Origin of the sequence: Acrocarpospora pleiomorpha, assembly GCF_009687885.1 — a bacterium.
GTDB lineage: Bacteria > Actinomycetota > Actinomycetes > Streptosporangiales > Streptosporangiaceae > Acrocarpospora > Acrocarpospora pleiomorpha.
Genome location: NZ_BLAF01000056.1, coordinates 1 through 20,750 on the forward strand (window position 1 = coordinate 1; position 20,750 = coordinate 20,750).

Annotated in this window: 21 protein-coding genes; 14 read left to right on the forward strand and 7 right to left on the reverse strand. The window is 69.5% G+C overall.

Features of this window, described 5'->3' with window-relative positions; all coding sequences use genetic code 11:
• The 3 genes from Aple_RS37710 to Aple_RS37720 all read left to right on the forward strand — a co-directional run.
• The coding region (locus Aple_RS37710) for an HNH endonuclease signature motif containing protein (RefSeq protein ID WP_218038709.1) at positions 1 to 582 on the forward strand (582 nt) is incomplete at its 5' end.
• Positions 583 to 1,123: 541 nt separating this feature from the next.
• Positions 1,124 to 1,558 (forward strand): type II 3-dehydroquinate dehydratase, encoded by a 435-nt coding sequence (gene aroQ / locus Aple_RS37715; RefSeq protein ID WP_155349551.1) that lies wholly within the window; start codon positions 1,124 to 1,126, stop codon positions 1,556 to 1,558.
• A 50-nt stretch (positions 1,559 to 1,608) separates the two neighbouring features.
• On the forward strand, positions 1,609 to 2,373 hold the full coding sequence (locus tag Aple_RS37720) for an SGNH/GDSL hydrolase family protein (RefSeq protein WP_155349552.1): 765 nt from the start codon (positions 1,609 to 1,611) through the stop codon (positions 2,371 to 2,373).
• 437 nt (positions 2,374 to 2,810) lie between these two features.
• Here Aple_RS37720 and Aple_RS37730 read toward each other — a convergent pair whose 3' ends face one another.
• Positions 2,811 to 4,778, reverse strand: coding sequence for an ATP-dependent DNA helicase (locus tag Aple_RS37730; protein ID WP_155349553.1), 1,968 nt, complete (start codon positions 4,776 to 4,778; stop codon positions 2,811 to 2,813).
• A gap of 257 nt (positions 4,779 to 5,035) precedes the next feature.
• On the opposite strand from Aple_RS37730, the gene Aple_RS37735 reads away from it, so the two are divergent.
• A complete protein-coding gene (locus tag Aple_RS37735; RefSeq protein ID WP_155349554.1) occupies positions 5,036 to 5,974 on the forward strand; it encodes a hypothetical protein in 939 nt (312 codons plus the stop codon).
• Between the two features lie 49 nt (positions 5,975 to 6,023).
• A complete protein-coding gene (locus tag Aple_RS37740; RefSeq protein WP_155349555.1) occupies positions 6,024 to 7,619 on the forward strand; it encodes a Na+/H+ antiporter in 1,596 nt (531 codons plus the stop codon).
• Here the strand turns inward: Aple_RS37740 and Aple_RS37745 are convergent.
• Positions 7,616 to 7,873 (reverse strand): ubiquitin carboxyl-terminal hydrolase 14, encoded by a 258-nt coding sequence (locus tag Aple_RS37745; protein ID WP_155349556.1) that lies wholly within the window; start codon positions 7,871 to 7,873, stop codon positions 7,616 to 7,618. The two genes, Aple_RS37740 and Aple_RS37745, sit on opposite strands and share 4 nt — an antisense overlap.
• 99 nt (positions 7,874 to 7,972) lie before the next feature.
• On the opposite strand from Aple_RS37745, the gene Aple_RS37750 reads away from it, so the two are divergent.
• From Aple_RS37750 to Aple_RS37765, 4 genes are all read left to right on the forward strand, one after another.
• A complete protein-coding gene (locus Aple_RS37750; protein ID WP_246265028.1) occupies positions 7,973 to 8,326 on the forward strand; it encodes a DUF8711 family protein in 354 nt (117 codons plus the stop codon).
• A 37-nt stretch (positions 8,327 to 8,363) separates the two neighbouring features.
• Complete coding sequence (locus Aple_RS37755; RefSeq protein ID WP_155349558.1) at positions 8,364 to 8,699, forward strand: YidH family protein; 336 nt, start codon at positions 8,364 to 8,366, stop codon at positions 8,697 to 8,699.
• A complete protein-coding gene (locus tag Aple_RS37760; protein ID WP_155349559.1) occupies positions 8,696 to 9,001 on the forward strand; it encodes a DUF202 domain-containing protein in 306 nt (101 codons plus the stop codon). Before Aple_RS37755 ends, Aple_RS37760 begins: the two co-directional genes overlap by 4 nt.
• Before the next feature lie 75 nt (positions 9,002 to 9,076).
• Entirely contained in the window at positions 9,077 to 9,451 is a 375-nt protein-coding gene (locus Aple_RS37765) for a DUF8711 family protein (protein WP_155349560.1), read from the forward strand.
• Positions 9,452 to 9,523: 72 nt separating this feature from the next.
• Here the strand turns inward: Aple_RS37765 and Aple_RS56465 are convergent, their stop codons facing one another.
• Entirely contained in the window at positions 9,524 to 10,021 is a 498-nt protein-coding gene (locus Aple_RS56465; RefSeq protein ID WP_155349561.1) for an aggregation-promoting factor C-terminal-like domain-containing protein, read from the reverse strand.
• 392 nt (positions 10,022 to 10,413) lie between these two features.
• Between Aple_RS56465 and Aple_RS37775 the strand changes: the two genes are divergently transcribed.
• The 3 genes from Aple_RS37775 (at position 10,414) to Aple_RS37785 (ending at position 13,900) form a co-directional block, all read left to right on the forward strand.
• The gene (locus Aple_RS37775) at positions 10,414 to 10,881 is read left to right on the forward strand and encodes a glutathione peroxidase (RefSeq protein WP_155349562.1); all 468 of its coding nucleotides are present in this window, start codon (positions 10,414 to 10,416) and stop codon (positions 10,879 to 10,881) included.
• A 131-nt stretch (positions 10,882 to 11,012) separates the two neighbouring features.
• The gene (locus Aple_RS37780; RefSeq protein WP_155349563.1) at positions 11,013 to 12,086 is read left to right on the forward strand and encodes a hypothetical protein; all 1,074 of its coding nucleotides are present in this window, start codon (positions 11,013 to 11,015) and stop codon (positions 12,084 to 12,086) included.
• A gap of 5 nt (positions 12,087 to 12,091) precedes the next feature.
• On the forward strand, positions 12,092 to 13,900 hold the full coding sequence (locus Aple_RS37785) for a DUF4012 domain-containing protein (RefSeq protein ID WP_155349564.1): 1,809 nt from the start codon (positions 12,092 to 12,094) through the stop codon (positions 13,898 to 13,900).
• Here the strand turns inward: Aple_RS37785 and Aple_RS37790 are convergent.
• On the reverse strand, positions 13,872 to 14,885 hold the full coding sequence (locus tag Aple_RS37790; protein ID WP_155349565.1) for a LacI family DNA-binding transcriptional regulator: 1,014 nt from the start codon (positions 14,883 to 14,885) through the stop codon (positions 13,872 to 13,874). The two genes, Aple_RS37785 and Aple_RS37790, sit on opposite strands and share 29 nt — an antisense overlap.
• Positions 14,886 to 15,086: 201 nt before the next feature.
• On the opposite strand from Aple_RS37790, the gene Aple_RS37795 reads away from it, so the two are divergent.
• Entirely contained in the window at positions 15,087 to 16,310 is a 1,224-nt protein-coding gene (locus Aple_RS37795) for an ABC transporter ATP-binding protein (RefSeq protein WP_155349566.1), read from the forward strand.
• Between the two features lie 364 nt (positions 16,311 to 16,674).
• On the forward strand, positions 16,675 to 17,250 hold the full coding sequence (locus tag Aple_RS37800) for an arsenate reductase/protein-tyrosine-phosphatase family protein (RefSeq protein WP_155349567.1): 576 nt from the start codon (positions 16,675 to 16,677) through the stop codon (positions 17,248 to 17,250).
• Here Aple_RS37800 and Aple_RS37805 read toward each other — a convergent pair.
• From Aple_RS37805 to Aple_RS37815, 3 genes are read right to left on the reverse strand one after another with little or no spacing between them, the layout of a single operon-like run.
• Positions 17,247 to 18,632 (reverse strand): tyrosine-protein kinase domain-containing protein, encoded by a 1,386-nt coding sequence (locus Aple_RS37805; protein WP_155349568.1) that lies wholly within the window; start codon positions 18,630 to 18,632, stop codon positions 17,247 to 17,249. The genes Aple_RS37800 and Aple_RS37805 overlap by 4 nt on opposite strands.
• A 4-nt stretch (positions 18,633 to 18,636) precedes the next feature.
• A complete protein-coding gene (locus Aple_RS37810; RefSeq protein ID WP_155349569.1) occupies positions 18,637 to 19,650 on the reverse strand; it encodes a glycosyltransferase family 4 protein in 1,014 nt (337 codons plus the stop codon).
• Positions 19,647 to 20,651 carry an NAD-dependent epimerase/dehydratase family protein gene (locus tag Aple_RS37815; RefSeq protein WP_155349603.1) on the reverse strand — a complete coding sequence of 335 codons (1,005 nt, stop codon included), beginning with the start codon at positions 20,649 to 20,651 and terminating at the stop codon, positions 19,647 to 19,649. The genes Aple_RS37810 and Aple_RS37815 overlap by 4 nt, the downstream gene beginning before the upstream one ends.
• Between the last annotated feature and the right edge of the window lie 99 nt (positions 20,652 to 20,750).

The window sequence follows — 20,750 nt, forward strand, 5'->3', positions numbered from 1 at the left end:
GGTTCAGCCGGGGCAGGTACTAGCAGCGCGAATACGGGTTCGACCGGGGCAGGTACTAGCAGCACGGGCACGGGTTCGACCGGGGCGGGTGCGGGCAGCGCGGGCTCGGGTGTGGGGTCGGTGGGGGAGGCGTGCAGGACCTGTGGGCATGCGCCGGACCGGTTGGCGCCCGGGCTGTTGATCGCTACCGGGCAGTTGCTGCCGATCTCCGATGTCCATCGGCTGGCTCGTACCTCGAGGCTGGTCCGGATGGTCGTGGACGCCAAGGGCCGGGTGCTGGACATGGGTCGTGCGGTGCGCCTGGCCACGCCGGCGCAGCGGCAGGCCATCCTGGCCCGCTACGCCACCTGCTACCGCGACGACTGCGCCATCCCCGCCGACATGTGCGAAATCGACCACGTCAAGGGCTGGGCTGAGGGCGGTACCACCGACCTGGACCTCCTCGCCCCCGCGTGCACCTGGCACAACCGAGACAAAGCGGCCCATCCCGAGCGGTACTGCGTCCGCCGCAACGAGGACGGCACCTGGACCCTGCTCTACCTCGGCAAAAGAGGCCGCTTCGCCGGACGATTCCGGCGCTGAACCGGCCGGCACGAGCGCGCCACCCACCTCGGGCCGGGAACCGTCCGCGACGGCTCCCTGCTTGGCCGACTTCGCGTGCCGACTTCGCGTGCCGACTTCGCGTGCCGACTCTCCGTTTGGTCGGCTCCGACTCCGCCGGGTCCTTCGACGTGGACAGCGCGGATGCCCGCCGACCGATCTGCGGGAGATCGCAGCACTAGATCGCCATGACTTCCTCGTCGTGGCCCTCGCCACCCTGCCAAGGGACGACCCAAGGGGCAATGCCTCACAGTTCTCCCCGGCGAACTCCCTGCTCAAGGCCAGGCACTGCGGCGGGTCAGCCTCGACCCACGCCGGATCAGCGCGATCGTCAAGGCCGCACACGTCCCTCCGCCTGGAACACGGCCGCCACGTCGCAGCCCTTCACCTCGCTTCATGAACGCTTACGCGGAAAGGCTCACTGAGAAACACGGAAACTCGGTGAACGGCTAAGGTCGACAGGTCGTGGTTCGGGAATTAGCCGGCGTTTTGTGGGGCGCTGGGAGTCGAAGGGAGTTGTGGGATGCGGGCTGTGTTGGTGCTGAATGGGCCGAACTTGGGGCGGTTGGGGAGCCGGGAGCCTGATGTGTATGGGGCCCATAGTTTTGAGGACCTTGTGGTGCTTTGCGAGGAGGCTGGGCGGGGGCTGGGGCTGGCGGTTGAGGTGCGGCAGACCGACGATGAGGCGGAGATGGTGAAATGGATTCATGAGGCGGCCGATAGGAGGACGCCTGTGGTGTTGAATCCGGCCGCGTTCACGCATTACTCGTACGCGCTTCGGGATGCCATCGCGCAGCGGACCGCGCCCTTGGTAGAGGTGCACATCTCCAATCCGAACGCGCGGGAGGAGTTCCGGCACACGTCCGTGGTGGCGGCGGTGGCGACGGGGACGATCGCGGGGTTCGGGTTCCAGTCGTACGTGCTGGCGTTGCGGGCTATCGCGGAGGGCGAGAGCTGACGTGGGGCCATCCCCCGCTAGGTTGTTGTGGGCGAAATGGGGATGGTGAGATGACGCGGTATCGGTCTTTTGTCGCGCTGGGGGACAGTTTCACCGAAGGGCTCAACGATCCTGGGGCGGATGGGCGGTTCCGGGGGTGGGCCGATCGGGTGGCGGAGCGGCTGGCGCGGTTGGAGCCGGGGTTCCGGTATGCGAATCTCGCGGTGCGGGGCAAGCTGATCGACCAGATCGTCGCGGATCAGGTGCCGGTGGCCCTGGAGATGCGGCCGGATCTGATCAGTTTCTGCGCGGGTGGGAATGACCTGCTCCGGCCGGGGAGCGATCCGGATCGCATGGCCAAGAAGGTGGCGGCGGCCGTACGGGATCTGCGGGGGACCGGGGCCGATGTGCTGATGTTCACCGGGGTTGATCCGCGGGACACGCCGATCATGCGGCGGGCTCGGGGGAAGTTCGCCACCTACTACCTGCATCTGCGGTCGATCGCGGATCTGTGCGGGTGCCTGGTGGTGGATCAGTGGTCGATGCAGGGGCTGCGGGATTGGCGGGCGTGGAGTGACGATCGTCTGCACATGAACGAGGACGGTCATCGCATGGTCGCGGCGAAGGTGCTGGATGTGCTGGGGGTCTCGGCCGAGGACAACTGGCGGAAGGTGTGGCCGCCGCGGGAACACGTGAATCTTTCGGCCAAACGCCGGGAGGACGCGCAGTGGCTTCGCGAACATTTCGGACCGTGGATCGGGCGGCGGCTGCGGGGAACCTCGTCCGGCGACAACGTCACCGCGAAACGCCCTGACCTCACGTTCTTCGACGAGTGACCGCAGAATCGATCCAGTCGTCAGTCTCGCCGGGACGCGCCCCTTCTCCTCGCTCTCTGCGCCAACTGGACGACTGGATCCTCGAAGGCGCTCTGGAACGCCAGGAGGACCCGCTGGCGCCCCTTCGAACATGGCCCGCTTTCGCACCAACATCGTCATCGACGGCGCACTCCCTACGCCGAGGACGCCTGGCGCGAAATCCGCATCGGCTCCCTGGACTTCCGCGTCTCCGAACGCTGCGCCATCACCACCTACGACCCGACCACCCTCGAAAAGGGCAAGGAACCCCCTCCGCACCCTCGCTCGCCACCGTCGTTGGAACGGCAAAACCTGGTTGGGCATCCGCCTCGTTCCCGCACCCGAGGCGAACTCCACATAGGTGACCCGGTAACCGTCCCCACCTAACCGAGAATTCCCCGCCGACCCCCGGCGGCGTTTCAGGTTGGGGTGGTCAGGCGTTTTAGGGCTTGGCGGACTTTTTGGGGGTCCGTGGTGCGCCAGTACGGGGGGAGGGAGTTGAGAAGGAAGGAGCTGTAGCGGGCGGTGGCGAGGCGGGGGTCGAGGACGGCGATGACGCCGCGGTCGGTGGTGGAGCGGAGGAGGCGGCCGGCGCCCTGGGCCAGGAGGAGTGCGGCGTGGGTGGCGGCGACCGTCATGAAGCCGTTGCCGCCTTTGGCGGCGACGTGGCGCTGGCGGGAGGAGGAGAGGGGGTCGTCGGGGCGGGGAAAGGGGATGCGATCGATGATGACGAGGGTGAGGGAAGGGCCGGGGACGTCCACGCCCTGCCAGAGGGACAGGGTGCCGAACAGGCAGGTGGCGGGGTCGGCGGCGAACTTCTTGACCAGCTGGGAGGTGGAGTCGTCGCCCTGGCAGAGCAGGGGCACGGTGAGGCGGTCGCGGAGGGCCTCGGTGGCGGCGTTGGCGGCACGGGTGGAGGAGAAGAGGCCGAGGGTGCGCCCGCCGGCGGCTTCGATGAGCTCGGCGATCTCGGTGAGGTAGGCCTCGGGGAGGCCGTCGCGGCCGGGCTGGGGGAGGTGCTTGGCGACGTAGAGGATGCCGCTGCGGGTGTGGTCGAAGGGGGAGCCGACGTCCAGGCCGGTCCAGCCGTCGGTGCCGAGGCCCCACTGGGCGGCCATGCCGTCGAAGGTGCCGCCGAGGGCGAGGGTGGCGGAGGTCAGGATGACGGTCCGGTCGCCGAAGAGTTTGTCGCGGAGCATGCCGCCGACGGAGAGGGGGGCGACGCGCAGAGTGGGCGGGACCCGGCCGTGCCCGGCGTCGAGCCAGACCACTTCGGCGCGATCCACCTCCGAGTCGCCGCCGAACGCGTCCAGCATGCGCTGGGCGGTGTCGTGGACCTCGTCCAGAGCCGTGAAGGCGGCCTTGCGGAGGCTCGCGTTCTCGGGGTTGTCCTTGTCACCCGAGCGGGGGCCCAGGGCGGTGAGGCAGCCGAACGCGGCGTCCCGGACCAGAGCCAGGGACATGCCGAGGGAGTTGGGAAGATCGTCGATCCGGCCGGGGGGCGCGGCGGCCAGCAGGGACTGCAGGTCCTCGGCGGCGGCCTGGAGCCGGTCGGCGACGCCCTGCTCGATCAGCCGCCCGGCCCGGCGGGCGGCGATGCCCACGCCGGTGTCGGAGAGCTCGTCGGTGACCACCGAGGTCACCCGGTCCACCAGCTCGTGCGCCTCGTCCACCACGACCACGTCGTGTTCCGGCAGGACCGCGAAGTCCTCCATCGCGTCGATCGCCAGCAACGCGTGATTGGTGACCACCACGTCGACCAGGCCGGCACGTTCTCTGGCCAGTTCCGCGAAGCACTCGCCGCCGCTCGGGCAGCGCTGGGCGCCCAGGCACTCCCGGGCGGTCACCGAGAACTGCCGCCAGGCCTGCTCGCTGACGCCGGGCACCAGCTCGTCCCGATCGCCGGTCTCGGTCTCCTCCGCCCATTCCTGGATCTTCTGCACCATCCGCCCGGTGGCGCTCACCTCACGCGGATCGAAGAGCTGGTCGCCCTCGTCGTCCGGCATGCCCACCGTGGCCTTGTACCGGCACAGATAGTTGCGCCGCCCCTTCAGGATGGCGAACTCCGGCTTCTTCGGCAGCTCGGCCTCCAGCGCCTCGGCCAGCCGGGGCAGGTCCCGGTCAACGAGCTGCCGCTGGAGCGCGATCGTGGCCGTGGACACCACCACGGCGTGCTCGGAACCGGCGGCGTGCCGGATCGCGGGCACCAGGTAAGCCAGCGACTTCCCGGTGCCGGTTCCCGCCTGGACGGCCAGGTGCTCCGACTTCTCCAGCGCGTCCTGGACGGCTCTGGCCATCTTGACCTGACCTGGTCTTTCCGCGCCGCCGAGCTCCTTCACAGCGGTGGTGAGCAGGTCTTCCACGGACGGCAGGTCGGGTTTTGGCACGGGGAAACCGTACCCGCTACCACTGACATCCGTGTCGTGTTATCGGTCTGTGACCGGGGGACCACATCCCGAAGTTCGGGAGTCCGCGGGCGAGATGCCATGGCACACTGGCCCCACCGGCCCTAGGCCAAAGACGATCAAAGACGATCTACCTCGGGTGTTCTGGTGACGGTCCGGCAAGGCCGGAATGCGCGTTTCGGTAGTGTTTCTAGAGGTCGAGTGGACGGATAAGGGCAGGTAAAGGCACTATGTCTGTCATGTCGGAAGTCGTCCCGCTGCCGTCGTTCGGCGAAGTTTTCTTTGACGCTAGAGGTCAGGACCGTGTTTTGCGCGTCACCTGGCATGAGGGGACCCTCGTGCTCAGCCTCTGGCGCGGCGAGATGTGCACGGCCAGTTTCCGTATGCCCATGGACGATGTCGGCCGTCTCCTGGAGACGCTCGACGTCGGATTCGCCGAGGCCGGCGGGACGCTGGAGACGCCGCACACCACCGTCGTGGACGGGACCGGTCCCTTCCCGCAACCCGAACTAGAGGACTACCCCGGAACCGGGCAGTACACCCGGCCACCGGCGCCGGGCCCGTACGAGCAGGGCTACCCGGACACCCCCGCCTACGGCCAGCCCGCACCGGCGGCGGCCGCGCTCGGGCCCAACGACGTGCTCGTCGCGCGCGGCAACCCGAACCGGGACCGCCTGGTGGCGGTCGACTCCGGCCCTCAGCGCGTCCCCGTGCCTCGCGAAGTGCCCAGGGAACTGCCCCGGCAGGCCCCCCGCGAGCAGAACCCCTACGAGCCGGCGGCCCAGACGGCCCCGGCGGAACCGGTCTACCAGTTCCCGTCGCCGATCCCCGGCCGCCCGGCCTACCGCTTCGACCCGGAGCCCCAGCCGGAACCGCAATACCAGCCGGAACCGCAGTATCAGGAACAGCCGCAGTATCCGGACCACATGTACCAGAACTACCCCCCTGAGCCCCGCTACCAGGACTACCAGCAGGAACCCGCGTACTACCAGCCGGAGCAGCAGCAGTACCAGGATCCCAGGGACCCCCGCTACCAGCAGCAGCCCCCCCAGGTCGACCCCAACGACCCGCTCGGGCTGGGGCCCGTGGCCCGGCCGTACGTGCCGCCCAACGAGCAGATGTACGCCACCGGCGAGCGCCTGCGCCCGCCGGACCGCGACGACCAGCGCGACTGGTGAGACCGGCCGGGCCTGAGCACGCCCGGCGCGGCGTTACGCTGATCGTCTGATGGACGCGATCTCGGCACTCCAGCTGCTTCTGCTGCCCGCGGGCGCGCTCGCGGTCGCCGGGTTCGCCCGGCGGATGAACTGGAGCGCTCCGCTGCTGCTGGTGCTCGCCGGGCTGATCGTTTCGGTCATCCCGGGCGTCCCGGAGTACCACCTCAGCCCGGAGATCGTGCTGCTGGTCTTCCTGCCGCCGCTGCTCTACTCGGCCGCGCTGGACAGCTCCTACCTGAAGCTGCGCGACGTGAAACGCCCGATCGCGCTGCTGTCGGTGGGCCTGGTGCTGTTCAGCATGCTGGCCATCGGCCTCACCGCGTACGCGATGATTCCCGGCCTGGCCCTGGCCGCCGCGATGGCCCTGGGCGCGATCGTCGCCCCGCCGGACGCGGTGGCGGCGGCGGCGATCGGCCGCAAGCTGGGGCTGCCGCGGCGGACGATGACGGTGCTCACGGGGGAGAGCCTGTTCAACGACGCGACCGCGCTGACCGCCTACCGGGTCGCGGTCGGGGTGATCGCGGGCGCGAGCGCCAGCTTCCTGACCGCGACGGGCGAGTTCCTGTACGCGGCCGGGGTCGGCCTCATGATCGGCATGGTCATCGCCTACCTGGCCGGCCTGCTCCTCACGAAGATCGACGACGCGCTGGTGGCGAACGCGTTCTCGCTGATGATCCCGTACGCCGCCTACCTGGCCGCCGAGGTGGTGCACGCCTCCGGCGTGATCTCGGTGGTGATCGTCGGGATCTATCTGGGCCACCAGATGAGCAACACCTCCTACGGCACCCGCCTGCTGTCCAGGGCCGTCTGGCAGGTGGTCGACTACCTGCTGGAAGCGATCGTGTTCGCCCTGATCGGCCTGCAGCTGCTCCCGCTCATCCGCGGGCTGGAGGGCGAGAACCCCTGGCAGATGACCGGATACGCGGTCACGCTGTTCCTGGTCGCGGTCCTCGCCCGGTTCGTCTGGCTGATCCCGGGCACCTACCTGCCCAGGGTCCTGTCCAGTAAGATCCGCGCGCGGGAGACCCCGATCCCGTGGCAGCAGGTCGTCGTGGTGGGCTGGGCCGGGATGCGCGGCGTGGTCTCGTTGGCGGCGGCGTTCGCGCTGCCAGTGGGGAGCCTGCCGCAGCGCGAGCGCAACCTGCTGCTCTTCCTCACCTTCGCGGTGGTGATCGGCACCCTGGTGATCCAGGGCCTGTCGTTCCCGTGGCTGATCAGGAGACTGGGCATCAGCAACGAGCGCGAACGTTTCCAGGACAATCTGACCGAGGCCGCGGCGCAGCAGGCCGCCGCCGCGGCGGGTCTGGCCAGGCTCGACGAGCTGGTGGCCGAGGGCGTCCTGGACGTGCACGAGCATGTGGTCGAGCAGCTCCGTACCCGCTCGGAGCACTCGGCGCTGCAGGCGTGGGAGCGGCTCGGCGGCGGCACGGGACCGGAGGGCGAGGAGACCCCCGCCACCGTCTACCGGCGGTTGCGCCGGGAGATGCTCGCCGCCGAGCGCCAGGTGTTCATCCGGATGCGCGACCAGCGCCGCATCGACGACGAGGTGCTGCGCCGCGTCATGGCAGAGCTGGACTTCGAAGAGGCCACGCTCGAACGCGACTAGCCCATCAGGTTGTCGAGGTAGCACCACCGCCAGGTCTCGCCCGGCTCGAAGGAGCTCATCACGGGATGTCCGGTCTCCTTGTAGTGCGCGGTGGCGTGCCGCCCCGGTGAGGAGTCGCAGCAGCCGATGTGCCCGCAGCTCAGGCAGCGGCGCAGGTGAACCCAGCGCCGCCCTTCCCGCAGGCACTCCTGGCAGCCTTCCGGTGTGGTGGCCGACGGATCGCCGGCCGTGGTCAGATGCTCACAAGTCCCCATAGAGCAGATGGTACGTGTTCCGATCAGGGCTCCCGTCGTCACCCGGCTCCGTGCGTTAGAGTCGCGGGCATGCGACTTCTCCCCGTTATTACCCTTTCGATGGCGGCGGTTCTGGTCACAGGATGTGGCGCGATCGAGGAGGTCACCGGAGCCGCCCAGCAGACCCAGCAGTGCATCGAGGCCGCGGGCATCGTCACCGAGACGGTGTCCAAGATCACCAGTTTGGCCAGCGACCCGGCCGAGGTGGAGAAGGCGCTCAACGAGGGCGCGAACAAGCTCACAACACTGGCCGACGACGCGGCCAACACCTCGCTGAAGGAGGCCGCCGACGGCGTGGCCGCCAAGCTGGACGGCTACAACGTGCAGGACGCCAACGACGCGGTCGACGCGCTCCAGAAGATCGCCACGGATTCGGTCGCGTGGGTGGAGACGCTGACGAAGGCATGCTCCTGAATCCCTAGGGAAAATGTGGTGAAATATCCTATTTTCCATGGAAGGCAACGAGCCTGACCCCCGCTTCACCCTCGCCAACGAACGCACGTTTCTGACGTGGTTGAGCACCTCGCTCGCGCTCTGCGCGGGCGGGGTCGCCATCGCGGCCCTGCCGGAACATCTCTTCGTCTCCTGGGTGCGCACGCTGCTGGCGCTGGTGCTCGTCACCCTCGCCGCGTTCGCGGCCCTGCTCGCCTACCCGCGCTGGCGCCAGGTCCAGCGCGCCCTCCGCCGCGCCGAACCCCTCCCGCCGCCCCGCCTCGCCCCCCTCTTCGGGTACGGCGTCGCGCTGGTCGCCCTCATCGCCCTGGTATTGATCGTCATCAGCGCATGACCGGCCTGCAGAGCGAGCGCACCCGGCTGGCCTGGGTGCGCACCGCGGCCGCGCTGGCCACCATCGGCCTGGGCGCGGGCGGCTCGGCCCTCCGGCACGGGGCGGACCCTTTGACCGGAGCCTTCTTCCTGCTGGCCGCGCTGGCCGGAGCGGTCCTGCTGGCCAGGACCGGCCTGCGTTTCTCTCGCGTCCAGCGGGCCCTGCGGGATGGCCTGCCACTGGACGACACCTTCGACGCGCTCCTCGCCTGGGCGGGCACCCTGGCCGTCATCGCCGGATCGCTTGTTTTCCTTCTTTTCTGAATATTTCAGCTGCTGTCCTGCGGCAATACGCCGGAGATGTGGTGGTTCCGCAAGGCGTCGCTAGGGTGCGGCTTCATGCGAACCCTCCCCTTGATCCTGCTTTCGGCCATTCTCGCCGCCGGGTGCTCCACGCCGGTGACCGCGCCGCGCGCCGACCTGCCCAAGGAGTGCTCGGAGGTGCCGGTCCTGATCGGCGCGAAACTGTCGGAGTTCAGCTCGCTCGCGGAGAAGCCCAAAGAGCTGAAGGCCAGCATCGCGGCCGCGGCCACCGAGGTCGAGACGAAGGCCGCGAGCATCCAGGACACCGCCATCAAGCAGGCCGTCCAGGGCTTCGCCGACGAGCTGAAGAAGATCGAGGTGACCACCCGCAAGTCCGCCGTCGACGCCACCCAGACCGCGATCGCGGGCGGCACGGGCACCATGGAGAAGGTCGCGAAGTCCTGCGCCTGACCACCAAAGCAAAACGCCCGGGCTGGGCCCGGGCGTTTCACCGAAGAGGGACCCCTTCCCCTGGGTTCTCTTCTAGTACCAATTGTGCGACCTAAAGTGCCCCCACGCACCACATGGTGAGCCATATCGGCCCTTGATGTATCTCAGGCCCCAGCGGATCTGGGTCGCCGGGTTGAATCGCCAGTCCCAGGCCACCAGGCCCATCTTGTGGCCGGGTAGTGCCTGCGGGATGCCGTACGCGCCTGACGAGCGGTTGTAGGCGCGGTGGTTCCAGTTGCTCTCCCGGGTCCACAGGCTGTCCAGGCAGCGGAACTGGAGAGGTGACCAGCGCCGCCGGCTGACCAGTCGTGACGCGTAGACCTTGACTTCGCTGCTACGGATCTCGCGGGCCGGGCGGCGGATCTGCTTGGCGGTGGTCCGCCAGGTGCCGTAGTGAACCTGCGACTCGCCGTTCTGCCGCGCTCCGATCAGCTCGGGTTCGCTCTCGGCAAGCGCCGGAGTCGAACCTAGAGCCGCGATCGTGAGCACGGCCGCGACGGTGGTGCTGCGCATGGCGCGCTGTCTGTCCATAACGCTCCCTTCTCCGGGTCGCGTGCGGAGACGGGCGCGTGAACGCGCCCGTGCGCGGTCCCGCCCATGGCGTGGGCGTGGCCGTCCGCTCGGCCATGGGCCGGATTTCCCTGGGGCAATCCGGCGGCTCCGCGACGGGTCCTTAGCGCGGATTGAAGTACGCCGACCCGGCCTCCCGCGCCGACTACGACACGCTACGGCGAGGTATTTGCCGATCACGCACCGAACACGGCACGTCTCGCGAGGCTGACCTGACCGGGCCCGAAGACGATCAAGGCGTGGGCTGCCCAGAAGATGGCCCGCGCGTGGGGTTTGAGATCGGAGCCCGGTGATGCGCGCGGGACACGCCTCCGAAGCGGAGGCGGAATCATGTTCTAGGTAAAGTCGGGCATATGAGCATCCTTGACATCCCAGTGACCACTCTGGCCGGCGCCCCCACCACCCTCGGCGAGCTGCTCGGCGGCAAGTCCGCCCTGGTCGTCAACGTCGCCTCCCGCTGCGGCCTCACCCCCCAGTACGGCGGCCTGGTCCAGCTCCAGGACACCTACGGCGAGCGCGGCTTCACCGTCGTCGGCGTGCCCTGCAACCAGTTCATGGGCCAGGAGCCCGGATCGGCGGAGGAGATCCAGGAGTTCTGCTCCACCACCTACGGCGTCGACTTCCCGCTGCTGGAGAAGACCGACGTCAACGGCGACACCCGGCACCCGCTCTACCGCGAGTTGATCGGCGACGGCGGCGACATCCAGTGGAACTTCGAGAAGTTCCTGGTGAGCGCCGATGGCGAGGTTGTGGGCCGGTTCGCGCCGAAGGTCCAGCCGGACGACCCCACGCTGGTCTCCAGCCTGGAGAAGATGCTCTGATCTTGGTCAACAAAGAGTGATCATTCTCTGAAGTGAGCGCGTCCACGCCGATTCACGCACCGCTCTCATCGTGGAATGGGGCCATGTGACCCGAATGCGGGGCTCAGCACATCTGGCGCCGGGGAGTCGGAATGGCCGCACAACGTAAGTTCACTCTTCTGCTGGGGGCGGCCGTCGGCGTCGCTCTCAGCGGACTGTCCCTTAACGCCACCGCGATCGCGGCGGCACCACCTACTAACGGGTATCTGGCGGCGGCGATCGCTCAGCCGTACCCACCCCAACCTCCCACGTTCGAACAGGGCTACGCGGACGGCTACGCCGCCGGCTTCACCATCGGCTGGCTGGCCGGCCGGGCGGCCGCGGCTGCCAACGCGACGGGGACCGGGGCCAACGCGGCTCCGATCATCCCACCCGGCGCGCTGGCGTACGCCGCCGGCTTCCGGGCGGGCTTCCTGGCGGGCTACGAGCAGGGCTACGAGGACGGCGAGGAGGCCGACCCGCCGGTGGTGACGGCGACCCCGTGCGTCACCAAGCTCGTTCACCACTGCCACCACCACCACAAGAAGCACGGCGACAACGACAACGACAACGACAACGAGAACGAGATCGAGAACGACAACAAGAATCGGGACAACGTCGACATCCGCGTGGACAATGATCAGCACCAGGACAACGATCAGCGCCAGTCCGTCGATCAGCGTGTGAACGATCGTAAGCGCGGGCATTTCGATCGGCGCCATAACTTCGATCGGCGCCATAACAACGTGATTCGCGGGGCCAACGTGTTCCACGCGGACAGCAGAGATCAGCTCGATCACAGCGAACGGGCCGATCACATCCTGCTGGATGGCGGCGACCACGGTGATAAGGATGGCCGCGGTCGCCATGGTCATCACGACGGCGGACACTGGGGTCGCGATGACGGGGATCACGGGCACCAGTGGTCGCGTAACGACATCCATGAGTTCGGCAACCTCATGGACGCCGGCGACTTCGCCGACCCCGGGGATGTCAGCGGGTACGGCCCGCCCCGCGGGCGCATGGTCTCCGGTGGCGGCGGTGGGGGCGGCGCCGCAGCGGCTCAGCTGCCGTGGACCGGAGCGCCGATCGGCGCTGTGGCCGCGGTCGGCGGGGGCCTGCTCGCCGCCGGCGTGACCGGAACCCTGATCGCGGTGCGTCGCCGCCGCGCGAGCGCCGCCGAGTAATCAGAGTGAACAAACGCCGCCTGCTGGCGGGCCTCGCGCTCATCGGCGCGCTGCCCGCCATGGCCGCCGGGTGGTCGGCCTACCTGGGCCTGACCACCTGGCACCACCTGAGCGCGACCCGATCAGCCCTGGCCGAGGCGCATGACGATCTTTCGTCGGCGTTGTCGTCCGCCCGGTCGCGCGCCGGGCGGACGGGGACGCAGGAGGCGGGGAAGCCGCTGCTGGACTCCCTGCCGGACTTCGCGAAGGCGCTGTCGGAGGCTCGGGAGCACGCGGCGGCGGCCCGGCGGGTCACCGGGGGAGCGGACTGGGATCTGCTCTCCCGGCTGCCCGTCATGGGCGAGGAGGCGGCGGTCGTCCGGGGGATCGCGCGGGCGGCGGACGAGCTGACCGCCGCGCTCGACGAGCTGCAGAAGGTCGCCGTCGCCTTGCGCGGCTCGGTCTCCGGCGTTCCCGGCCTGACCGGGCTGCTGGCGAAGCTGGCCGGAACCGACGTCGCGGACGCGGTGCAGCGGGCGCGAGTCCGGCTGCTGCTGGCTCGCGGCGAGCTGACCCGCGTGCCGGAGAGCACGGGGGTCGACGCGATCGACGCCGCGCGGGCCAACGCGATCAAGGAGATCGACCGGCTGCGCGGCTGGGTGGACAAGGCGGCGCAGCTCGTCGCGCTGCCCGCGCTGTTCGGCCGGGACAAGCCCAGCCGCTACTTCCTCGCGTTCCAGACCAACGCCGAGGCCCGGGGCACGGGCGGTCTGGTGGGCGCGTTCGGCATCCTCTCCGCCGGCGGCGGGAGTTTCGCGATCAATAACCTGGCCGCGAACAACGGGCTCAGGAACGCCACCACGCCCGTGGTCGATCACGGGCCCGCGTATGTCGCGCGTTACGGCCCGAGCGCGACGGAACTGCTGTCCAATTCCAACCTCTCACCCCATTTCCCGTACGCGGCGGAGACGTGGACCCGGCTCTGGCAACGGCAGACCGGCACCCGCCTGGACGGCGCCATCGCGACCGATCCGGTCGGCCTGGCCCGGATGTTGTCCGTGGTCGGACCGGTCACGCTGCCCGGCGGGGAGCAGGTCACGGCCGCCAACGTGGTCGATCTCACCGAGCGCGCGGCCTACGCCCGCTACCAGGATCCGATCGAGCGCAAACGTTTCCTCGTCACGATCGCGCGGTCGGTCGGCGACGCGCTGACCCGGCTGCCCGGGCTCGAGGCCCTGCCGGTCTTCTTCCAGCTCGTGGAGGAGGGCCGCCTGCGGATCTGGAGCCGTCACGACCGCGACCAGGCACTGATCGCCACCACCCTCCTGGGCGGGACGCTGCCCACCGCGCGCGGTCCGTACGCGGGTCTGGTGGTCAACAATTCCGGTGGCACCAAGCTCGACTACTACCTCGACCGCGAGCTCGACTACGACCTCGGTCCCCGGGAGGGCGACTGGCGCACCAGCCGGATCCGCATCCGGCTGACCAACGACGTGCCCGAAGGCACCCTCCCCAAGTATGTGACGTACCGGATGGACACCCCGCACGACCAGCCGCCCGTCGGCGCGAACAAGATCTGGTTCTCCCTGTACGCCCCCGTCGGCGCCACCCTCAAAGCCGCCAGGATCAACGGCGCCACCACCGAGATGATCACCGAGGAGGAGCGGTTCCACCCCGTCTACTCCAAGGTCATCGAACTCGGCCCCCGAAGGACCGCGACCATCGAGCTGGATCTCCGCGAGCCCCACAGCGCGGCCCGCCCGAACGTCCCGGTCCAGCCGCTGGTGCGCCCCCAGCGCACCACCGTCACCTGCGCGGGCCGCAGCTGCCCCTGACGATCAGCTGGGTCGGCAGCATGACCGTCTTCGGCCGCCGGCCCTGGCGCATCACCAGCTCCGCCGCCCGATACCCGATGTCCTGCGCGGGCTGCGCCACCACGGTCAGCGGCGGCGCGCAGAGCTCGGCCCACGGCACGTCGTCGAACATCACCAGCGACAGATCCCGCGGAATCCGCACGTCCAGCTCCCTGGCCGCCAGCACGGCCGCCTCGCCGAGCATGTTGTCCCCGGTCAGGACGGCCGTGATGTCGGGTCGCCGCTGGAACAGACCGGACGCCGCCGCGTACGCGGAGTCCCGGCTCGCCCGCGCCGGCACCACCAGCTCCTCGTCCAGCAACTCGCCCATCGCGGTGCGGAACGCCCGGGTCCGCTGGGTCTGCCCGTGCCGGGCCAGGAAGCCGATCTTGCGATGGCCGAGCCCGGTCAGGTATTCCACCGCCGTACGCACCCCGGCGCGGTCGTCGGCGAGCACGGCCGGCACCTCGTCCAGCACCCGCTGCTGCCCGGGCACCGGGTCGCGCCACACCCGCCGGTCGGCGAACACCACGCTCAGCCCCGCCCGGAGCGCGGGCGCCCACATCTCGCCGTCCCCCGACGGCACCGCGATCACCCGGTCCATGCTCTGCTCCAGCAGCGCCCCGACCAGGTCGGCCTCCTGCTCCGGGTCGTCGCCGGTGACCCCGATGGTGACCGGCTCGCGGTAGGAGCGGGCGCAGGAGAGTACGCCGTCCGCGAGCCGCGCGTAGAAGTTGTCGGTGATGTCCGGCACCAGCAGCGCGATCCCGCCGCTGCGCTGCTGCCGCAGGTTCCGCCCGAGCGCGCTCGGCCGGTAGTCCAGCTTGGTGGCCGCGTCCAGCACCCGTTCCCGCGTCTCCGCGCTCGCCGACCCCCCGGACAGGACCCGCGACACGGTCGCCACCCCGACGCCGGCCAGCTCGGCCACGTCCTTGATCGTCGTACGGCGCTGCGCCGGACTGCTCATGGAAACGATTCCATCAGAATTCCACAGTTACCGCCAGTCTCAATGCGATAACGGGGATGTCATGACAGGCGGAAACTAGGCGAATCGCTTGACAGGGATGTCCGGTTCGGGTGAGATGCATGAAAACGTATCCACTTTTCCCCTAGTGGAGACCGGCGGCGGGGGTTCCGTGCCGGTCCTCGGGCAGCGTTAAGGACTGGCATGGCATCAATCGTTCTGAGCAACGTCGACAAGATCTACGCGGGTGGCGTGAAGGCCGTGAACGGCCTGAATCTTGAGATCAAAGACGGCGAGTTCATGGTCCTGGTCGGCCCGTCGGGATGTGGCAAGTCCACCGCCCTGCGGATGATCGCCGGACTCGAGGACATCAGCGGCGGCGAGATCGCGATCGGCGACCGGGTGGTCAACCACCTCCCGCCCAAGGACCGCGACATCGCGATGGTCTTCCAGAACTACGCCCTCTACCCCCACATGACGGTGGAGGAGAACCTGGCCTTCGGCCTCAAGCTCCGCAAGATGCCCAAGGCGGAGATCGCCAAGCGCGTCAACGAGGCCGCCAAGATGCTGGGCCTGGAGCAGTACCTCAAGCGCAAGCCGGCCGCGCTCTCCGGCGGTCAGCGCCAGCGTGTCGCCATGGGCCGCGCCATCGTCCGCGAGCCGCAGGCCTTCCTCATGGACGAGCCGCTCTCCAACCTGGACGCCAAGCTCCGCGTCTCCATGCGCGCCTCGCTCAACCAGCTGCACGAGCGCCTCGGCGTCACCACCGTCTACGTGACCCACGACCAGGTCGAGGCGATGACCCTCGGCGACCGCGTCTGCGTCCTGCGCGACGGCCTGCTCCAGCAGGTCGACACCCCGCAGAACCTGTTCGACAACCCGGTCAACCTGTTCGTCGCCGGGTTCATGGGCTCGCCGTCCATGAACTTCGCCTACGCCGAGCTCGTCCGCGACGGGGCCGGCGGCGCCGTGGCCTTCGCCGGCTACAAGCTCCCCGTGCCGGACTCCACGTTCGCCGAGAAGCCCGGTCTCGACCGCTACATCGGCAAGCGCATCATCCTCGGCATCCGCCCCTCGGACTTCGAGGACTCGGTGGCCGCCAACGGCGCCTCCACCGGCTGGGTCCGCATCCCGGTCCGCGCGAACGTCACCGAGGAGCTCGGCTCCGAGATCAACGTGCTGTTCACCATCGACGCGCCCCCCGTCGAGCACCGCGACACGGTGGCCGCCGCCAACGACGGCGACGAGGAAGAGGCCGCCGCCCTCCCGCTGACCGGCGACAAGTCCCTGTGGACCGCCCGCGTCAACGCCCGCAGCCACGTCCGCCCCGGCCAGAACATCGAACTCGTCGTGGACACCCACAACCTGCACTTCTTCGACGTCGACTCCGGCCTCAGCATCGGCCACGAAGCCAACATCGGCCGCTAAGAAACGTCCGCCCCCCGCCAGTCCGGCGGGGGGCGGCCACCAACCCAGCTCCACCTCAGAACGAACCCTCGCCGTCTCCCCCCTCCGACGGCGAGGGTTCTGTGTTTCGGTGAGCCCTCCCGCCAAGCGCTCACTGTGGTTCTCCCACCCACCCTCCCTTTGATTCGTTCCGGGCTCCGCCCGGCCCCGCCGACACCGTGGCCGCCCGAACAAAACGACAGCCAATCCGGGGTTGTCCCACCCACCCGTTTGTTCTCTCCGGGCTCCGCCCGCTCCCGCCATCACCGTGGCCATCCACGCACTGTCGATCAAGTTTCTGCCAAACCTCGGAAGACGATCCACGCCCCCCGTTTAACCTCGTCGGATGGGGTTCCGGGTGTTGTTCGTTTGTACGGGGAATATCTGCCGCTCGCCGATCGCGGAGTGCCTGACCAGGGCCGCGCTGGCGGCGGTCTCGGGGGTTGAGGTGGGGAGCGCCGGGACGCGTACGGTGGCGGGGGTGCCGATCAGTGCGGGTGCCCGCGAGGTGCTTCGGCGGATGGGCGCGGAGGTGGGCGAGTTCGTGTCCCGCCCGCTGGAATCCGAGATGGTGGTCGAGGCCGATCTGGTGCTGACGGCGACCCGGCGGCATCGGGCCGAGGTGGTGACCAGGGTGCCGGCGTCGGTCGGCCGGGTGTTCACGATCGCGGAGTTCGGCGCCCTGGTCCGGGCGGTCCCGGAGGGCCTGGTGATGCGCTTCCTGGAGGCGGAGGAGCGGGGGAGGGCGCTGCTGGCCGAGGCGGCGGCGCGGCGGGGGATGGTCCGAGTGGTGGAACCTGACGTGGTCGATCCGATCGGCCGGTCGGGGCGCGTCTATCGCGCGGTGGGGCGGCGCATCGCCGCCGAGCTCTCCGTGCCGCTGCGCCTGCTGGCCGGCGGCACGGAGAGCGCGAGCAACTAGACCCCTACCGGGATCTTCTCGGGTTCGGCTTCCTTGACGGGTTCGTAGTTGTAGTCGTAGCCGTAGTGGTGGATGGTCCTGGACGGCGTGAAGTTGAGGATCGAGCCGATCAGGCGTCCGCTGACCGAGCTGAGCTGGGTGGTGGCGTGCGCGAGGTGGTCGCGCTGGGTCTTGGCGCTGCGGGCCACCAGCAGGACCCCGTCGGCGACGGCGGCCAGGGTGGCCGCGTCGGTGACGGGGAGCAGCGGCGGCGCGTCGATGAGCACCATGTCGTAGGACTTGCGGAGCTGGACGAGCAGCTGCCGCATCTGGTGGGAGCTGAGCAGCTCGCTCGGGTTGGGCGGGATGGGGCCGCTGGGCAGCACCTGGATCTGGTCGTCGCCCCAGGTCTGCAGGGCGTCGGCCAGGGTGGAGGTGCCGATCAGGACGTTGGTGAGCCCGACGGCGCCCTCGATGCCGAGGTAGTCGGGCACGCTGGGACGGCGCAGGTCCGCGTCCACGAGCAGCACCCGCCAGCCGGCCTGGCCCAGCGCGATGGCCAGGTTGACCGAGGTCGAGGACTTGCCCTCGCCCGGCAGGCAGCTGGTGATCACCAATGACCTGGGCTTCTCGTCGATGCCGACGAACTGCAGGTTCGTACGGATCGCCCGGAACGCCTCAGCCCGGATGGAATTACCCTGATCGCGCACGATCAACGGATACTCCTTGGCGTCCTTCTCGTAACTGATGACGCCGAGCACCGCCCCGCCGGTGGCCTCCAGCAGGTCCTCCGGGGTCTTCACGGTGGTGTCGAGCCGGTCGTACAGGATGATCGCCGAGCCGGCGGCGAGCAGGCTGAGCAGCACGCCGATGGACAGGTTCACCAGCGGGCGCGGGCTGACCGGCTTCCCGGGCGTGACCGCCTTGTCGATGACCGTGACCTTGATGGTGGACTTGCTGTCCTTGTTCGGCCGTTCGATCTGGTCGATCAGCGCGGTCAGCTGCTCGCCGACCGCGTTGGCCAGCCGCCCGGCCCTGGCCGGGTCGACGTCCTCCACGGTCGCCCGCAGCAGCACCGTGTCCGGCACCGCTTCCGCCTTCACGTTCCTGGCCAGCGAATCCGGGTTGAGGCCCTCGGGCCGGGCGACCTCGGCCACCACCCGGCGGCTGGTGATCAGGTTCGCGTACGACTTGACCCGCTGCTGCGACAGCAGGTTGGCCTGGTACGCCCCGGCCGCGCTGGATTCGTCGTCCTCGGCGGCCACGAGCATGGACACCGTCGCGGCATACCGCTCGGGCATCTGCTGGGTCACGAGCATCGCGCCCCCGGCGCCCGTGCCCGCCGCCAGGGCTATGATCCACCAGTTCCGGCGGGCCAGTCGCAGGTAGGAGAGGAGTTCCAAGGATTTACCGCCTTGAGGGTTGCAGCGCGGGGCGGGCGGCCGGGTAGGCGTCCACGCCCTGCAGCAGAACGACGAGGACGAGACCCGAGCCGACGGCCAGGGCCAGGGCGAGCAGCGGGGGCAGCGCCAGCACGGCCACCGCGCAGGCCAGGCCGCAGGTCAGCGCGGACACCGCGGCGAGCGCGAGGACCGTCTGGGAGACCGAAAGGCCGAGCTTGCGCAGCCGGTGGGTGACATGGTCGGTCCCGCCGCGCATCACCGAGCGGCCCGCCCGGCGGCGGGAGACCACCACCACGAGGGTGTCCACGGTGGCCACGAAGGTGACCAGCAGCAGCCCCGCCGGAGCCTGCCCGGGCGCGTCGAACACCAGCACGGCGGAGCAGGCGATGGCGAAGCCGATGAACAGCGAGCCGCAGTCGCCCATGAAGATCCGCGCCGGGGTCCAGTTGTGGACCAGGAAGCCGGCGCAGGCCCCGGCCAGCGCCAGCGGGATGACGGCCGCCGCGGGCGCGCCGGTGACGAACGCGGCCACGGCCAGCATGCCGCAGGTGGCGACGGCGACCGCGCCCAGCGCGCCGTCCATGTTGTCGAGCAGGTTGTAGGAGTTGGTGATGAGCACGATCCAGATCGTGGTCAGCGGGATGTCCAGCCAGGTGCCGGTGACCGGGGCCTGCACCCCGTTGAACACCACGGCCAGCGCGGCGAGCGTCTCCACCAGCAGCCGCGGCAGCGGGCCGAGCGGCCGCAGGTCGTCGATCAGGCCGACCAGGGCGAGCACGGCCGCGCCCATGATGACGGCCCGCACGGCCGGGTTGTCCGCCTGGAGCGCGACCGGGGGCAGCGTGGCGATCAGGATGGCCAGGCCGCCCAGGTATGGGGTGGGACGACGGTGGGCCTTGTGGCCACCGGGCCGGTCGGTCAGCCGCGTCCACAGCGCGAACCGCCGGACCGGAACGGTGGCGGCGGCTCCGATCGCCGCCGCCGACACCACCGTCCCCACACTGACTGCCAGACTCACCGTGCGTCGATCCCTGCTTCGGACTGCCGCCCGCGGGACATCTCGCGCATCGTCTCCGTGATCGTGTCGAGCAGGATGTCGTCCAGGTTCCGCTGCGGCCGCCACCCGGTGAGGGCCCGCAGCCGCGAGCTGTCCGGCACCCGCCGGGCCATGTCCTCGAAGCCCTTCGCGTACGCCTCGTGGTAGGGGATCATCTCCACCCCGGAGGTGCTCCGGGTCAGTTCGATCACCGTCTTGGCCAGTTCGAGGATGGTGACCTCGTCGGAGGACCCGATGTTGAAGGTCTGCCCGACCGCCAGCGGCTCGTCCAGCAGCCGCACCAGCGCGTCGACGACGTCCAGGACGTGCACGAAGCACCGCGACTGGGTGCCGTCGCCGAACACGGTGAGCGGCCGCCCGCTGAGCGCCTGGCGGACCAGCCGCGGCACCACCATCCCGTAGGCGGGGCTCTGCCGGGGTCCGACCGTGTTGAACAGGCGCGTCACCACGGTCGGCAGACCGCGTTCCCGGTAGTACGCGTTGGCCAGGATCTCGTCCACGGCCTTCGCGGTGCTGTAGGACCAGCGGGAGACGGACGTGCTGCCCAGGATCCGGTCGGCGTCCTCGGCCAGCGGCCCGCCGGAGTTCTTGCCGTAGATCTCGCTGGTGCTGGCCACCAGGATCTTCCTGCGATAGCGGTGCGCGGCCCCGATGACGATCTCGGAGCCGCGGATGTTGGTGGTCAGCGACCGCAACGGCTGCTCCACGATCAGCTGGACCCCGACGGCGGCGGCGAGGTGCACGACCACATCGCACTGGTGCACCAGCTCGTCCACCACAAGTTCGTCCAGGACCGAGCCGTGCACGACCCGCAGCGCCGGATGCGCGGCCGAGTGACGCAGGTTCTCGGCGCGACCGGTGGAGAGGTTGTCGAGCACCGTCACCGAATCACCCCGATCCAGCAGGGCATCGGTCAGGTGCGACCCGATGAATCCGCTGCCGCCGGTTACCAGATAGTTCATGCCAATAGCAGCCAAGGTGACTCCTCTGCCGAACACTCGCTCGACGTGTCATATCTGTGCCAGTGAGACGGTAGAGATGACGGATTGAACACCCGGGGC